The sequence below is a fragment of the Fusibacter sp. QWL-12 genome, from assembly GCF_058683495.1.
This window is the reverse complement of the sequence record NZ_CM178745.1, coordinates 1989527-2006189: the sequence shown is the minus strand read 5'-3', so window position 1 is coordinate 2006189 and position 16663 is coordinate 1989527. Positions and strand designations below refer to the sequence as shown.

At 36.8% G+C, this 16663-nt stretch carries 15 protein-coding genes, 1 riboswitch and 1 other annotated feature; of the genes, 6 read left to right on the top strand and 9 right to left on the bottom strand.

Going from position 1 to position 16663, the window contains the following annotated elements; all coding sequences use genetic code 11:
- Positions 1-61: 61 nt before the first annotated feature.
- The 6 genes from pdo to AC4PID_RS09725 all read right to left on the bottom strand — a co-directional run bounded on the left by pdo (position 62) and on the right by AC4PID_RS09725 (position 5051).
- The gene (pdo, locus tag AC4PID_RS09750) at positions 62-712 is read right to left on the bottom strand and encodes a protein disulfide oxidoreductase (protein WP_492131818.1); all 651 of its coding nucleotides are present in this window, start codon (positions 710-712) and stop codon (positions 62-64) included.
- 52 nt (positions 713-764) lie between these two features.
- On the bottom strand, positions 765-1739 hold the full coding sequence (locus AC4PID_RS09745) for an FAD-dependent oxidoreductase (protein ID WP_492131817.1): 975 nt from the start codon (positions 1737-1739) through the stop codon (positions 765-767).
- 112 nt (positions 1740-1851) lie between these two features.
- Positions 1852-2523: a transposase gene (locus tag AC4PID_RS09740; protein WP_492131816.1), complete on the bottom strand. Its 672-nt coding sequence runs from the start codon at positions 2521-2523 to the stop codon at positions 1852-1854.
- 50 nt (positions 2524-2573) lie between these two features.
- Entirely contained in the window at positions 2574-3308 is a 735-nt protein-coding gene (locus tag AC4PID_RS09735; RefSeq protein WP_492131815.1) for an amino acid ABC transporter ATP-binding protein, read from the bottom strand.
- Positions 3292-4047, bottom strand: a complete 756-nt coding sequence (locus tag AC4PID_RS09730) for an amino acid ABC transporter permease (protein ID WP_492131814.1) — start codon at positions 4045-4047, stop codon at positions 3292-3294. Before AC4PID_RS09730 ends, AC4PID_RS09735 begins: the two co-directional genes overlap by 17 nt.
- A 218-nt stretch (positions 4048-4265) precedes the next feature.
- Positions 4266-5051: a transporter substrate-binding domain-containing protein gene (locus AC4PID_RS09725; protein WP_492131813.1), complete on the bottom strand. Its 786-nt coding sequence runs from the start codon at positions 5049-5051 to the stop codon at positions 4266-4268.
- Positions 5052-5207: 156 nt separating this feature from the next.
- Between AC4PID_RS09725 and pgsA the strand changes: the two genes are divergently transcribed.
- From pgsA to mnmA, 3 genes are read left to right on the top strand one after another with little or no spacing between them, the layout of a single operon-like run.
- Positions 5208-5741, top strand: coding sequence for a CDP-diacylglycerol--glycerol-3-phosphate 3-phosphatidyltransferase (gene pgsA / locus AC4PID_RS09720; RefSeq protein ID WP_492131812.1), 534 nt, complete (start codon positions 5208-5210; stop codon positions 5739-5741).
- Positions 5742-5777: 36 nt separating this feature from the next.
- On the top strand, positions 5778-6581 hold the full coding sequence (locus AC4PID_RS09715) for a DegV family protein (protein WP_492131811.1): 804 nt from the start codon (positions 5778-5780) through the stop codon (positions 6579-6581).
- A complete protein-coding gene (gene mnmA / locus AC4PID_RS09710) occupies positions 6581-7666 on the top strand; it encodes a tRNA 2-thiouridine(34) synthase MnmA (RefSeq protein WP_492131810.1) in 1086 nt (361 codons plus the stop codon). The genes AC4PID_RS09715 and mnmA overlap by 1 nt, the downstream gene beginning before the upstream one ends.
- On the opposite strand, the gene AC4PID_RS09705 is transcribed toward mnmA, so the two are convergent.
- Positions 7643-8422, bottom strand: coding sequence for a response regulator transcription factor (locus tag AC4PID_RS09705; RefSeq protein WP_492131809.1), 780 nt, complete (start codon positions 8420-8422; stop codon positions 7643-7645). The genes mnmA and AC4PID_RS09705 overlap by 24 nt on opposite strands.
- A gap of 192 nt (positions 8423-8614) precedes the next feature.
- Between AC4PID_RS09705 and AC4PID_RS09700 the strand changes: the two genes are divergently transcribed.
- A complete protein-coding gene (locus tag AC4PID_RS09700) occupies positions 8615-10750 on the top strand; it encodes a diguanylate cyclase domain-containing protein (protein ID WP_492131808.1) in 2136 nt (711 codons plus the stop codon).
- Positions 10751-10889: 139 nt separating this feature from the next.
- Positions 10890-12629: a methyl-accepting chemotaxis protein gene (locus AC4PID_RS09695; RefSeq protein ID WP_492131807.1), complete on the top strand. Its 1740-nt coding sequence runs from the start codon at positions 10890-10892 to the stop codon at positions 12627-12629.
- A 116-nt stretch (positions 12630-12745) separates the two neighbouring features.
- On the opposite strand, the gene proS is transcribed toward AC4PID_RS09695, so the two are convergent.
- Positions 12746-14194 carry a proline--tRNA ligase gene (gene proS, locus AC4PID_RS09690; RefSeq protein WP_492131806.1) on the bottom strand — a complete coding sequence of 483 codons (1449 nt, stop codon included), beginning with the start codon at positions 14192-14194 and terminating at the stop codon, positions 12746-12748.
- A 102-nt stretch (positions 14195-14296) separates the two neighbouring features.
- Positions 14297-14495, bottom strand: a binding site (T-box leader).
- Positions 14496-14560: 65 nt separating this feature from the next.
- Positions 14561-14636, top strand: a riboswitch (Fluoride riboswitch).
- 96 nt (positions 14637-14732) lie between these two features.
- Here proS and AC4PID_RS09685 point away from each other — a divergent pair.
- A complete protein-coding gene (locus tag AC4PID_RS09685; RefSeq protein ID WP_492131805.1) occupies positions 14733-15932 on the top strand; it encodes a cation:proton antiporter in 1200 nt (399 codons plus the stop codon).
- On the opposite strand, the gene AC4PID_RS09680 is transcribed toward AC4PID_RS09685, so the two are convergent.
- Positions 15907-16659, bottom strand: coding sequence for a LytR/AlgR family response regulator transcription factor (locus tag AC4PID_RS09680; RefSeq protein WP_492131804.1), 753 nt, complete (start codon positions 16657-16659; stop codon positions 15907-15909). The genes AC4PID_RS09685 and AC4PID_RS09680 overlap by 26 nt on opposite strands.
- Between the last annotated feature and the right edge of the window lie 4 nt (positions 16660-16663).

Genomic DNA, 16663 nt, shown 5'->3' with positions numbered 1-16663 from the left:
TAAAAAACCCCCAAATGAGGTTTCACATTATTGTGAAAACAATCAAATGGGGGTTTATTAATTATGCTCTTTGCGCTTTTTCGATTTCTTCTAAGAAAACTTCTAGTGGTTGATTGCCCACGAACTCATATTGGTCATTGATTACAATTTTAGGTACACTTGAAACATTAAACTTTTCTGATAAATCATAGAAAGTTTGTGCTTCAATCATTTCGCCATCGATTAAATCACTCTCGAGTGCTAACTTATGTGCTTTTTGAACTGCGCCAGCACAGTGAGGACAGCTAAGAGTAACAAACACTTTGATATTGACTGGTTTTTCAAGTGCGTTTAATTTTGCCTTATAGCTTTCAGGTAAATCTTCCCCTGCACCAGAAACTTCAAGGATCGCTGGGATGAAGGAGTTAATTTCATGACCTGCTGGAATACCGTTAAATTTAACGCCTCTATAATTTTTTTGTCCATCTAGCATAACGATGCTCGGTGCCATTACTACATTATAAGCTGCTGCGCGATCTGCATCTTTAACCAAATCCAGTTCTTCAAGATGAATTTTGTCACTTAAGCTCTCGATTTCTTGCATAAAATTTAAAGTGTCCTTACAAGTCTCACAGTCGCCTTCCTTTGAAAACACTGCCAGTGTAATATCATCTTTCATATCTGCAAAAATCTCTTTTAATTGTTCTTGTAATTGTTCATTTAATAAGCTCATAATATTCTCCTTTATACTTTAATGCTACATGATAATGTAGTCATATTATTAATTACTTAAGACGGTTGATATAATCATTTGCTGTGAGTGCCGCTTTAGCACCTTCTCCTGCTGAAATAACGATTTGCTTATAAGGGACGTCTGTTACATCACCTGCAGCGAAGACACCCTCTACAGAGGTTTCGCAAGCTGCATTGATCATGATTTCTCCTCTATCGTTAAGTTTTAAGAAGTCTTTTGCAAAACCGCTGTTTGGCAAGTAACCAATCTCAACAAACAAACCATTTGCTTCAATCTCACTAATCTCACCTGATTTTTTATCTTTAACAACGACACCAGACATAAGCTGTGTACCTTTAACTTCAAGAATTTCAGTTTCTAAATAAACCTGAACATTATCTAGTGTATTCAGTTTGTCAATTACAATTTGATCCGCTCTAAATTGGCTTCTATGAATTAACTTAACCGTATTTGCTATTTTAGCGAGGTCAATGGCCGCTTCTACCGCTGAGTTACCACCACCTGCTACGATAACATCTAAGCCTTCAAACAATGGGCCATCACAGATTGCACAATAAGCGACACCTTTTCCTAAATAGTCTGCTTCACCTGGAATGCCTAAGTGTCTCGGACGGCTACCTGTAGCAATAATAACTGATTTTGATGTAAGTGCTTCACCACTTGATAATTGAACCACAAAACCATTATCGCTCTTGTTAACAGCAGTAACTTCAACATCATTTAGTACAGGAACTTTTAAACTATCTACGTGTGATTTAAAAGCTTGAACAAGTTCTTCTCCCGTCTTAAACTCAAATCCTAAATAATTTTCTACTGACGTCGTGTCCACAACTTGACCACCGCTTTTTTTACCGATGATCCCAACTTCTAGACCTTTTCTTTTTGCATATAGTGCTGAATTTAGTCCTGCTGGACCTGAGCCAATAATTAGTAAATCATAGGATTTACCCTTATCAAGGACAGCACTTTTCTTTTTACTTGAGGTTAAATTAAGATTGAGTTCCATACCATACACTCCTTATCGTCCTAAGGGACGTTACTTGAATTATATATCTAATTAAACTTCTGCCAGAGTACATCATAAATATACTCACAACAGAAGATTTTAAACGAAGAGATTATTTTTCAGACTTAAGAATCTTACATACTGAGGATTCAGATAAACCGCCAAACAACTCGCCTAGCTCTTTTAAAGATAAAATTGAGTTTTTTCTAAAATCCACAATTAACTGATTGCGAAGCTCTTTGTCATTAATTAAATCCTGAGTCCTTACTGATTTCTTTAAAGCAATCTGATCAAGCTTTTCAAGTGCTTCTTTCGTGGTTTTTAAGCACGTTTTACAGGTAGAGTGAAAAGGATTGTCATGATCACAGATATCTACCTCACTATTAAAACAAGAACCGGTTACCTTATTACATCGAATTTCATCACATATTTGATCAAAAGTGCATTCGTCTTCAATTAAAATGCTCTTATATCGATCCTTAAATAAAGGTTGATCTGCTTTTACATACATCGCATAGGCAATGTTTAATGACTTCATAATTTTAGATAAATCACTTCCATTCGCATAAACGACTAAATGGTATGCATTATCGTTTTCAAGGCAGTAGGCATAAAGCTTAAATCCATATTTCTTTTTAGAGGCTTTTATCAACTCTAGAAATTTGTATTTGTCCGCCTCGCTTTCAAAAAGATTTCGAGATGAACTTCCATATTGTCTGATGTGATACACACCTTCAAGTTCTACTTGTCTAGCTTTTCGTGCCACGAGATCACCTACCTTCAAACAGAGTATAACAGATGAAAAAATAAAATTCAAGTACCGTCCCCTCGAATTTACATTTCATTTACAAATGTCAAAACTTTGTTCAAAAATGCCTTTAAGGATTGAGTTTGAGGCTTTGATAAGATTTCTTTTGTACCATGTTCGACGATTTTTCCATCTTCCATAAAAATAATATAATCCGCTACCTCTCTTGCAAAACCTATTTCATGCGTCACGATAACAAAATCCTTTTTCTGTTCAGCCAATAGCTTAACTGCATTTAATACTTCATGTGTTAAAATCGGGTCGAGGGATGAAGTGGGTTCGTCCAGTAGCACGAGCTCAGGTGCAATTGCAAGTGCTCTTACTATTGACGCCCTTTGCGCTTGTCCCCCACTGATCTGATGCGGTCTTTTTAACGCATGTTCCAGTAACCCAAATTGCTCTAAAAGTGCATTTACTTCACTTATGGCTTCATCTCTATTAAGACCATGTACTTTTTCTAAGACAAGTAGTATATTGTCCAAAATTGTCAGATGGGGAAATAAATTATGATCTTGAAATACAAAACCAACTTTTTTCCTGTACGCCACATCTGCAACTTCACTTACGATATGACCATTCACATTGATACTACCATTTTCAAATGATTCGAGACCAGCAATCAACCTTAAAAGGGTTGATTTTCCGCTACCAGACGCCCCAATAAGTGCTAAAACTTGAATGTCCTCTACTTTTATTTGCATATGATCGAGTATGGTTTTGCCACCATAGGTTTTGATTAAATTATTAATTGTTAGATTCATAAGCCACCTTGTAGTTGAGTCTTTTTTCTAATCTTCTTACCATCAGAATCAGTGGGATCGTTAGAATTAAATAGCCTGCGGCTATGATTAAAAAACCTTCTGGGTATCTAAAGCTAATGGATTGAATGGTTTGTACCGAATTCAAAAATTCGTTTGTTGACATGTATGCCAATAGGGCACTGCTTTTAATAGTCATCGCAAATTGTCCTGCAAGAGGTGGTAAAATAGAAGTCATCACTTGAGGAAAAACAACATATCTATATGTCTGATACTTTGTAAAACCAAACATTTTGGCCGTCTGCCACTGATTTTGATGTATGCTTTCAATTGCACCTTTATATATATCCGAAATGTAAGCCCCTATATACAATCCAAGTGTTAATGAGCCCACCCAAAATTTTGAATCGATGTTAAATGCATCCCCTATATAATAATATGCGATAACTGCTATAACGATAAGCGGTGTTCCGAAAATAATGGTCTTATGAATTTCAGAAAGATATTTGAGTACACGCCATCTTGAAACGGTCATTAGATATAGAATCAAACCGATCACGAGCGCTAAAAAGAGTGACACAACACTAATTGCAATTGTTGTCAGCCAGCCTTCCAGTATGACGCGCCAATAAGTTAGATAAACAGTGTAGTCTGTTGTTTTTTCAAGGGCTCTAGACGATACATAATAAAACAAAAGAACATATACCGCAATAGCTGCTAGAAAGTTTAGTATTTTTTTCATTTGTCGCTCCTATTTTATTCGCATTGCTTACTTCTTCTTACTTAATAAAAATCCTCGGACATCGAGTCCTCAGATTTTGCATCAAGTTCCTTGCTGCTTAACAAAAAAGTCACTCCCTTTTGCAAGAGAGGACTTTCTAATTTTTAATATTACGCACGATATAATTCAAATGCCTTGATTTAAAAGCATCCAAGCGTATGTCAGATTAAAGAGATATTCTAGAAGAAAAACTCTAGACCATAATCTTCAAATTCTTTGATCTTATCTTGAAGGTAGGTTTCTCTGATTTTATCATATGTGCCATCGGTTTTTGCCTTTTCAATAAAAGCGTTAATCTTTTCTTTTAACTCATCTTCTCCCTTACGCATCGCAATTCCCCAACCTTTTGTATTCGGAAGTGGCTCCAAAATAGCGCGTGTGGTATCTGGATAGTTTTCATGGTGTCTAATAATTGAAAGTGGATCATAAATAAATACATCTGCTTTACCTTGAGCAACTTCTAAAACTGCAGAAGCTTCTTCATCAATATTGCGAATTTGTGCATTAGGTGCATTTTGTGCAGCCCATAAAGCACCAATAGTTCCTGTTTTAGAAGCAATAATAACATCTGGATCATTCAAGTCTGATGCTGATTGCACTTTAGAGTCCTTGTAGACGAGCATCATTAGCTGACTGTTGGTATATGGCTCAGAAAAATCTACCACTTCTTCTCTTGCTGGTGTAATTGTCATTGAAGAAATAATCAAATCAATTTTACCTTGTTCAAGAGCAGGTATTAAACTGCCATAATCGGTTTCTACAATCTCAATTTCTCTGCCTAAATACTCTCCAAGTTTGTTTGCAAGCATAACTGACGCACCATCTGGATTGCCGTTTGCATCCTTTGTCTCAAAAGGTGGGTATTTTAGTTCCATGCCTACCTTTAAAGGATCTTCTGTAGATTGGCTTTGGCAACCTGATAACACGAAAATTGCTACAATTAATAATAGTAGTACTTTTTTCATAATGCCTCCTCTTGTAATGATAGTCGTTCTTATTTATACCAGTATTTTCTATATTTAAAACATATGATACTTTTTTTCGCTTTTTGACACGGAATAGTTTATAATTTAAGTGTATACGTTTAATTTTTGGGCCTTTCGCGAAAGGAGTGTTACAGGTTGAAAAACATACCCAATCTTTTAACTGCCATCCGTCTCTGTCTCGTACCGGTTTTTCTTATGGTGTACTTTTCCGCATTGGAATCTGCACACACAATAGCACTTATAATTTTTATATTTGCCGGTTTTACAGATTTTCTAGATGGATATTTAGCTCGAAAGTACCAAGTTATTTCACCTTTTGGAACTGTATTTGATCCACTAGCAGACAAGTTGATGTTACTCGCAGCACTATCTTCGCTCTACCTTGACCATATTATACCACTTTGGGTCTTGGCAATCATGCTAATGAAAGAACTTTTTATGATTTGCGCTGGAATTTATCTCTATATGCGCAAGGAAAAAATGATTATTCCATCAAACTTGTTTGGGAAATTAGCGACGGTTGTATTCAGTCTGGCAATTGTATTATTGCTTTTAATGCCTGAATCCAAATCGTTACAATATCTCGTTATTCTTGCTGTTGGATTCAAATTAATCGCATTAACATCTTATGTGACTTTTATGATTAAACACAAACGACAGTCCAATTAAACGGCGTACGTCTAACACAAAATTGGAGGCTTCAATATGAATATTAAAATCATAACAGATTCGTGTTGTGACCTTCCACTGAGCTTCGTGGAAAGTCATTCGGATCTATTGCACGTCCTTGGTATGCCAATTCAAATCCAAAATAGAGAAGTCATCGATGATTTAGGTAAAACATATAAGCATAAAGACTTTTATGATTTATTAAGACAAGGCATTATGCCAACGACATCGCAAATTAACTCATATCGTTTTGAGTGTGCATTTAGAGATTGTGTTAAAGAGGGAAAAGAGACCATCTATCTTGGTTTTACCTCTGGTATGAGTGGTACATACAATTCCGCAATGTTGGCCAAACAAGCAGTTCTTGAAGATTATCCCGATGCTGTGATTCAAATTGTTGATACACTTTCGGCATCGATTGGTCAAGGCGCTATCATCGTTGATGCGTTAAAGCTTGCTAATCAAGGTAGAAACGCAAACGAAATCGCCCTGTGGGCTGAATCAATTAAACTGAAAACTCAGCACTGGTTCGGTGTAGATGATCTTAACTATTTAAAAAATGGCGGTAGAATAAAACCCTTTGGTAATGTGAGAGGCAGAAAAAAATCCATTGCTCAGTTGGCTTCAAAATTTGAAACCCATTATCAAAAATCTTCTTCTGCAGCGGTTATCGTCGGTCATGGAAATTGTGAGGAAGATGCAATTGCACTTGCAGATGCAATAAAAGAAATCAATCCTGAGGTACCGTTAATGATTAGCGAACTCAGTATGACGATTGCATCTCATGTTGGCCCCAATATGATTGCGGTTGCCTTCATAGGAGATGAAAGGGAAGAATAATGTCTATAGTAGCAGTAGGACTTAGCGGTGGTATCGATAGCGGTACCACCGCACTTATGTTAAAAGAACAAGGTTATCAGGTATTTGGCGTCACAATGTGGCTTTTTAATCATCAGCAGCATGAGATAGAAGCTGCAAAAAAAGTTGCTGATGCTATCGGAATCCCTCATCATGTTTTGGATTATAGAAGTGCCTTTAATGAAAAAGTCATTCTCCCTTTCATAAAGGCCTATGAACACGGAAAAACGCCAAACCCTTGCCTATATTGTAATAAACATTTTAAGTACGGCCAATTAATTAACGATTGTATCCAGCTTGGTGCTGACTTCTTTGCAACTGGACATTATGTAAAATGTGAGTTTGATACAGTTTCCGGAGAGTATATTCTGAAAAAGGCAGACTTTGAGAAAAAGGACCAGTCTTATAATCTATATCATTTAGATCAAACCATACTTTCGAAACTTATCTTTCCATTGGGATTAGCCAACAGCAAGGATGAGGTCAGATCTCATTTTTCCAAGCTAAATGTTACTCTGTCCCAAAAAAAGGACAGTTTAGGAATTTGCTTTATCGATCACAAGGATCACCGACGTTTTCTTGAAGAACTTGACAGCTCAAGCAGTGTAGAAGGAGACTTTGTTAACAAAAATGGTGAAGTACTGGGCACACATAATGGCTATGGGCATTATACCTTAGGACAAAAAAGACGTCTCGGCATGGGTCGAGACGGTCAGTATTTAAACGGTAGATATGTGGTTACAGCCATTCATCCTGAAATCAACCAAGTTGTTCTTGGCAGTGAAAATGATTTATTATATAACGAAGTTTATTGTTCCGAATTTAATCTCATTTCACCAAGTTTAAAAACACAGTTATTAAAGGATGCTCAAGGCTATTCAATTACTGCAGTTTTGAGCCAATGGTCAGAAAAGTACCACGGTAAGCTATACCTTAACGATTCTGGTGCAAAAGTTATTTTTGATTTGCCCGTCCGTGCACCTTCAAAGGGGCAAGCAATGGTATGTTACAAGGAAGATGTGCTTATAGGTGGTGGCATTATATCAGCCTTTGAAAACTCCAAGTGAAAAGATTAACTTCTCTTTTAGGTCATCTATCGATACTGATACAGATTCTAATTCAATAGATGTACCACTTACATAACTCAATCTTTTATTAAGCTCTGTTGCCAATTGCTCATACATTTTTTTCTTTAAAGCATTGATAAACGGTGCATCATAGACCTTGTTAGCAAGCGTTAGTTCAAGCGCAGAGAAGCTTTCATGTAAAACAACTTCAATTTTATTGTTTTTCAAAGCAATCACAATCTTTGAAGCCCCCCTACCAGTCACTTCTTTAATATACGAACTGATAAAATTTCTGACGGTGGAAAGAAAATTATCTATAAAGTCTTTGGGCATGCAGGTTAAATCAAAATTTGAACGAATGAGCTTCGTATTCATCACTCTTGAGTTAAACATGTAGACAGCACTGAGAATTTCATCTGGTGAGAAAGGTTTTAGTATATATTTGTCCACTCTAAGTTCAATGCTTTGAATCAGGGTATTCACATCCGTTAATCCCGATGTCACAATAATAGGAATCTCTGGATCTTGTGCCCTTATTTTTTTTATAAACTCCAACCCATTAAGGACGGGCATTTTTAAATCGGTAATTATAAGATCAGGTCGATTCAAGGCATATAGTGCCAAGCCTTCATTACCGTCGTTTCCAATCAGTAGATGATGAATGTGTTCGCCTAATGTATCTAATACAACTTTTCTAATCAATAGGTCATCTTCTAAATAGAGTATTTTCAAGTGTTCTATATTATTTTTCTGCATCCATTCTTTCCTTTGTATACATATTTACTAATATTATCGGCAGTTGACAATAATTTTTGAATATGTTAATGTAAATTAAGCTCTTTGTCATGCTCTGGCGAAGAGAAATTGTCAATTTTATAGGTTCAGTATACGTACTTTGCTAACTAAAGTGCCTTACATATGTAAGGCACTTTTTTATTTGAGGTAGTTATGAAAAGGAAACTAATTAACAAGCATATTGCTATTGGTCTTATTACGATTCAACTTTTACTCATCGTCAGTATTCTAGTTGTAAAAAGTGGTAATATAGATCTCTTAAAATCTAATAAAAATGAAAAAATGCTTAATAACGATGTTGAGTATCTCTATTCAGATACTTCCAATTATGACGTTAGAAGTTTATTAAATGAGCCTAATTGGAGTAAAATGTCCGATCAATTTACAGAAAATCGATTGAATCAATACTTAACCGTACGATTTAAGCTTGATTCGGATATGCTATCAATTAAGGATCGTTTGGTGCTCTATTTTGATTCATATCAGTTACGCTTTACACAGGTATTAATGCCAATCATGACGCCTTCTGGTTTACAATACTACAGTGACGATAACTCAGAATCACTTGGAATTCAGAAGGACTTTATCAATCCCTATCTGATTATACCTAGGGCTTATAGCTTCGATCATTATCTCTATTTAACTTTAGAGAACCCACAATCTGTTTTACATCCAGTGTTAAGTTATTATAATGTATTTACATTATCCCAAAACCAATGGACACAATTTTTAATCCTATGTTTTGGATTTACGATTGCACTCTCTTTTGTTAATCTAGCACTGTATTATTTCACAAAAGAAACACCATATGTTTTTCATGCGATTTATCTCGTATTCATAACTGCATCACTTTATTTTTATTCTGATATGTATTCCTTTGTTTCAGGTAAATACAACGCTCTACCGGTTCACTATCTACAAGTTGCAACAATTATCAGTTCGTATCTCTTTGCTCTATCCTATACGAAACTGACTAGAAATCATAAAAAACTTGCAATCGCTTTAAAAGCAAACATAATCGCGTTAGCCATGATTCTACTCATTATTCCCGTGCTTCACACAAACATTGCACAAGTATTGATTAGAATATCTATGATTTCGTCATATACGTTTTTATTGTTTTTGGTAAATTACTTGTATTTCAAAGATCAAAATCTTTCAATTTATTATTATATTGGTACCATGATTATCATATCTACTGGGATTATACATGGATTGACAGCGTCAGGTATATTTGAAAGTAATTTGTGGACGAAAGCTATTCTCTTCGTAGCGGCACCACTAGAGGCAATTATTTTCACGATGGGTATATTGATAAAGGTACGCGATGAAAAGGTTGTCGGTGAGACACTGCTTAATCGCGCAAATACAGACCCGTTGACTGGACTATACAACCGCCACTACTTTAACCTATATACTCGAAAAAAAATTTTAGAGTCCGCCTCAGATGATCAAGTTAGCTCAATGATGATTATCGATATTGATCATTTTAAACGGATTAACGATACGTATGGGCATCCTCTAGGGGATGAGATTCTAATTAATCTCTCTAGAATTTTGAGTGATTTTATGTCTGAGAGCCATGCAACAGTATTAAGATGGGGTGGTGAGGAATTTGCAGTTTTTCTTTCTAATATCAATTTGGACACTGTCTATTTAATGGGTGAAAAACTAAGACTAGAAGTTTCAAGATTTGAGTTTCCACTTGATATTCAACTGACCATCAGCATTGGTGTTTCTCAAAAGATGCCTTATGAATCCTTTAATGATTGGTATATGAGAACCGACCAAGCACTTTATGTATCAAAAAATTCAGGTAGAAATAGAGTAACCGTTGCTGAGCTCACTCCGAGCCATTTTAGAGATCTACCTAAAGTGGAATGGCTCAAATCATTTGAATCAGGCAATGAAAAGATAGATGAGCAACACTTCCAGCTGTTAGTAAAAATCAACCAGTTACTCGATCACACTGATCAAATTAATAATTCCGTCAAACTGCATGACTCTGTAAAGCACTTACTAGATGAACTTGAGTTTCACTTTAGTGATGAAGAGGACATACTCAATCGAATTAAGTATCCTGATCTAGACAATCACAAAAGAGAACATCAGTTACTTTTAGCTGAAACAAATCGATTCAAAAATGCATATCTGAATAAAAAGATTAACCTTGAGCACCTTTTAAGGTTTATTCTAAATGAAGTTATTATGGATCATTTATTAAAAGACGATTCACAATTTTTCCCTTTAACGCGCTCATTAAAGAAACCGTATACAAAAATGACATAAGTTGCACAAAAAACTTGCAAAAATTTTGGCTATTTCTATAGAAACCGTTAAAATTTTTGCTTTAATATGCTATGCTAATATGGCTAAAAAGCTCATTTAAATGTGCGTTTTAGCCATTTATTAATTTTAGGGGTGAGACATGCTGAAAAATTTAGGACTAAGAAAAAAGATCCTTGGTGGATTTATTTTAGTCACGCTATTAACTGTAATTGTCGGCGCTGTAGGCATAATAGGAACGCGACAATTAAAATCTGAGGTTGACGAAATTGGGTTAGTCAACTTACCGAGCGTCGATGCATTATTAAGTATTAGCGAATCTGTTGCTTTAGTTGCTGGATATGAAAATGCACTTCTCGTACCAGAACTCAGCAAGGAGATGAGAGACGATTATCTTGCAAAAATGGAAGAAGAACTTTCATTAATTGGTACATATATGACCAATTATGAGTCCCTTTCTATCACAGTGGAAGAGGCTGCTCTTTGGACAGATGTAAAACCACTTTATGAAAAATGGGCATATGATCACAAAACCTATTTATCATTTGAATCTACTTATCGTAATAAAGTCTCTCAAATCAATTACAACAATATGGTGACACAATCTCTTAAAACCAATGCAAGATCATATGGTATGTTAAATAAAGCCTTAGGTGAGCTTGTTGAGCTTAACAAGGCAAATTCAACCATTTCAGTAACCGACGCCATTTCATTAAGTAATCAGATTAATCTCGTTACTGGCGGCGTTTTAGTAGGCTCTATTGTATTATCTTTACTTTTTGGGCTTATTATCTCAGGTATGATATTAAAGCCTGTTAAAAAGCTCAATCAAGATCTATCAAAGCTTGCAACCAGTGGTGGCGATTTAACACAGAGATTCATCGTTTCATCAGGTGATGAGCTTGGAAAAATGACGCAATCTGTAAATGCATTCTTAGATAACCTTCATACTATCATGGGACAAGTTATCACTGAATCAGATAACATGAACGAATCTGTTGCCATTGTTAACGATTATCTATTACAACTCAATGATAATATTCAAGATGTGTCAGCAGCTACAGAAGAGCTTTCAGCAAGTATGGAAGAGTCAGCGGCAAGCAGTGAAGAAATCAATGCAACAACTAAAGAAATTGAGAATGCGGTGCATCTTGTGTCTGATAAGGCGCAAGAAGGTGCAAACTCCTCGTTACAAATTAGTACAAAAGCAAAATCACTTCTCGATGTTGCATTAGAATCAAAGAAAGTTGCAATATCAACCTATGAGCAGTCAAAAGGACACCTTAAAGAGTCGCTAGAACGCTCAAAGGAAATGGATAAGATTAATGTTCTTTCCAATACAATCCTACAAATATCAGAGCAAACTAACCTATTGGCTTTAAATGCCGCTATTGAGGCAGCTAGAGCAGGTGAAGCTGGTAGAGGCTTCGCAGTTGTCGCTGATGAAATCAGAAAGCTAGCAGAACAATCAAAAGCTTCAGTAACAGAAATTCAAGCAGTTGCTGATCAAATTACGGATATCGTTAAAGGGCTAGTCAATAACGCTGAAAATATCGTTGGTTTTGTAGAGTCAAAGGTAATTGGCGATTATGACTTGCTCGTAAATACCAGCTCAGAATATCAGTCGGATGCAAAAGTTTTCAGCGATATATCCAGTGAACTGAGTGCAACAGCAGAACAATTACTTGCATCAATGGAAACGATTTCAAAAGCCATACATGAAATCACAAATGCAACATCTCAATCTTCTGAAGGGACAATGACCATCGCAGAAAAAACAAGTCTTGTCTCTGAGCAGTCGAGTGCAGTATCAAAACAAGCTGCTGTGATCCACCATGGCTCAAACGCATTACATGAAAGTGTTTCAAAATTTAAACTTTAGCCTCTAGATAAATTTAAAACATTACTTTAGTTATATGGTTTTTCTATGAACAAATAAAGGTAGCATTTCCTAAATATGAATTAGGATCTGCTACCTTTTCGTTTCTTAAGATTACTTTAGTATGCCTTTGCCATATAAACCATTTGTTTAGCTGGTTTGCCACAGAATGGGCACGTATCACCTAAGTTTTCTTGTTCAAATGGGATACATCTAATGGTAACACCGGTTTCTGCTTTCACTTCCGCTTCACAGGCTTCTTCACCACACCACATCGCTTTAGCAAATCCAGGCGTTTCTACCATTTTCGTCTTAAATTCCTCATATGATTTTACGACGTAAGTCTTTTCGTCTCGACTCACTCTCGCCTTTTCAAGCATATCATAGTGGATGGTATCAAGAAGTGCTTTCACCGTCTGAGCCGCATCCGCTCTCTCAAGTGTTACTTTCTCTAAGGTATCTCGTCTTGCTGCCATCATGACACCATTCTCTATATCGCGTGGTCCAACCTCTAATCGAAGTGGGACACCTTTCATTTCGTATTCGTTAAATTTCCAACCTGGTGAATTTTCTGTGCTGTCGTCTAATTTAACTCTGATTCCAGCTGCTTTAAGTTCATCGTAGAGCGCATTGACATGCTCTAAAACGCCTTCCTTCTTTTGTGCGATTGGTACGATCACGACTTGAATTGGTGCCAATCTAGGTGGTAATACAAGTCCTCGGTTATCACCATGAACCATGATGACACCGCCGATTAGGCGCGTTGAACAGCCCCAAGAAGTATGGTGTGGGTATTCTAGTTCACCTGTTCTGCCTTGGAAAGTGATATCAAACGCTTTGGTAAAGTGTTGTGCCAAGTTGTGAGAGGTTCCTGATTGTAACGCTTTACCATCATGCATCAACGCCTCTATCGTATAGGTTGCTTCAGCCCCTGCAAACTTTTCACGATCTGACTTACGACCCGCTACCATTGGAATCGCTAATAGTTCTTCGGCCATTTCGATGTAGATGTTCAACATTCTTAGTGTTTCTTCTTGTGCTTCTTCAGCGGTTTCATGAATTGTGTGTCCTTCTTGCCATAAGAATTCTGAAGTTCTTAAAAAAGGACGCGTTGCCTTTTCCCATCTTACAACCGAACACCATTGGTTATAGAGATAAGGCAATTCTCTATATGTGGTTAACCATTTTGAATACATAGAGCAGATAATCGTCTCAGAAGTTGGTCGTACACAGAGTCTTTCTGCTAACTCTTCACTGCCACCATGTGTTACCCAAGCCACTTCTGGTGCAAAGCCTTCCACATGCTCTTTTTCTTTATTAAGTAAGCTCTCTGGAATCAAAAGTGGAAAATAAACATTTTGATGCCCCGTTTCTTTAAAACGTTTGTCCAAAAAGCTTTGAATGCCTTCCCAAAGCGCATAGCCATACGGCTTAATGACCATAAACCCTTTTACAGGTGAATAATCTACCAAATCGGTTTTCTTAATGACATCTGTATACCACTGTGCAAAGTCATCTTCCATTTTTGTAATATCTTTTACAAAATCCTTTTCTTGTTTGTTGCTCATATAGCCTCCTTTTAATAAAATCCTCAGACATCCAGTCCTCAGATAGTTCTCCGATTATGACACAAGTGTGCTTGTGACTAAACAAAAAGACCCTTCATCTCAGATAGAGACGAAGGGTCGCGGTACCACTCTAATTAACAGGAAATCCTGTTCACTTACGTCGGAGATATCGGTCCGTGCCGTGCGTTTTCGCAAGCTCAAAGGTAGGTTCAGTTTGATCATGGATCAAGGAATCTTTCAGCCGGTGGATTCCACTCTCTAATGACTTAATCAAACTTACTGGTCTTTTCATCGCCTATACTTTATATTAAATTTAATATAATCGCATTTCAAAAACTTGTCAAGTGGTGATTGTTGTGGTATCCTACCAATGTTGGGAATGAGGTTCTCCCCTAGTCTTTAGGACTTAAACCGCGTGTACGCTGATGACTTCTGTGATTTAATTTCACAGGACCATCAGCTTTTTTTTAGCCAATAGGTACATCTAAAAATCTGATTTCTTGTGACGTTCACTTAAAAATAAACAATTGGAGGCATTATGTTATTAAGTTTATCTTTAATTCTAATTCTCGGCTTCTCACTTAGTGGTATTTTTAACCGTTTAAAATTACCCGGACTTATGGGGATGATCTTAACGGGCATCCTACTTGGTCCATTTGTTCTCAACTGGATATCGGACGATATTCTCAATATTTCTTCTGAGCTGAGACAAATTGCATTGATTATCATCTTAACACGTGCAGGGCTAGCAATTGATCTCGAAGATTTAAAGAAAGTTGGTCGACCTGCAATCCTCATGTGTTTCGTACCTGCCACCATCGAAATTCTTGCATTCGTATGGCTCGCCCCTAAATTTTTCAATATTTCTTTAATAGAAGCTGCTATTATGGGAACTGTTATTGCTGCAGTTTCACCAGCCGTTATCGTGCCAAGGATGCTGCATCTTATGGAATCCGGCTATGGTAAAGATAAAAAAATACCTCAGCTGATTATGGCTGGGGCATCGGTTGATGATATTTATGTAATTGTTCTGTTTACTGCATTTTTAGGTATGTACGGCGGAGATCGTTTTAGCCCAATGACGCTTGTAACGGTACCAGTTTCTATACTTCTTGGCATCCTTTTAGGAATCGTCAGCGGTCTCATTATGGTTGCTGTATTTAAGAAGCTCCATATTAGAGATACCATTAAAGTCTTGATTCTACTCAGTGTTTCATTTTTATTTGTGTCGCTTGAAGCGTTTTTAAAACCTTATGTACCAGTGTCTGGACTGATTGCAGTCATGGCGCTTGGTGCTACGTTACTGAAACGCTATGAAGTACTTGCCAAAAGATTAAAGGGAAAATTCTCTAAAATCTGGGTTGGGGCTGAAATCCTACTTTTCGTCTTAGTCGGTGCTGCGGTGGATATTCGTTATTTGAAGAGCGCTGGTATTTTAGCGGTCGTACTGATCTTAGTTGCACTTGTATTCAGAGTTGTTGGTGTTAACCTAAGCTTGCTTAAAACGTCACTCTCTAAAAAAGAGCGTCTTTTCTGCTCAGTGGCTTATTTACCAAAAGCCACCGTTCAAGCCGCTATCGGTGCAATTCCACTTTCTGCTGGTGTGGCATCTGGACATCTGATTTTAACCGTTGCAGTCCTTGCAATTATGATTACTGCGCCTATGGGTGCAATAGGAATTGATCTGAGCTATAAGCGCGTTTTAACCGCACCTAGCGGTCAGGAAAAATCTCACTAAGTCTTTGCTTTAACAGCTTTAATCCTTTCGTAGATGCGATACACGTTTGACCATTTTCAAGATGTAGCGTTTTCTTTGTGTGATCGATTTGATTCACATATGTCAAATTAACGATAAATGATCGATGACATCTTACAAAGTAATTGTCTAATTGATCCTCTATATCACTTAAATTGCCGTTGAACTCAATGATTTGAGACTTACAGTGCATGACGATCTTATGAGCGGCATATGCGGTTTCGAAGAAATAAATATCATCGTATGCAACGTTGACGGTCTTATCCTTGGTTCTCAAATTAAAGCGCTTTTGTAGCTCTGGTGATGCCAGAGCTAATTTTTGTGTGACGTTGTCTAAGCAACTGATAATTTGCTTCTTCATGGTTGTAAGATCGCCTTTTATAATGAAATCTAGTGCTTCCACTTTATATTTAAACGTTAAGTGACTCATTTCAGAATGCGTCGTAACAAATATGATAAAGCCCCTTGGATCATTTTTACGAATGGCCTCAGCTAGTTCTATCCCATTCATGCTACTTTGAAGATCGACATCCAGAAAGTAAATGTTACTGGTTTTGTTCCCCTCAATCTCATTTAGTAACTCTACAGGTGATTTTGCTTTTAATACGATGCTCATATCGAGGTTTTCTATAAGGATGTGATTCTCAATAACCTGGCTAATCTGCTCAAGTTGATGATGCTGATCTTCGCATATATAGATTGAAATCATTTTT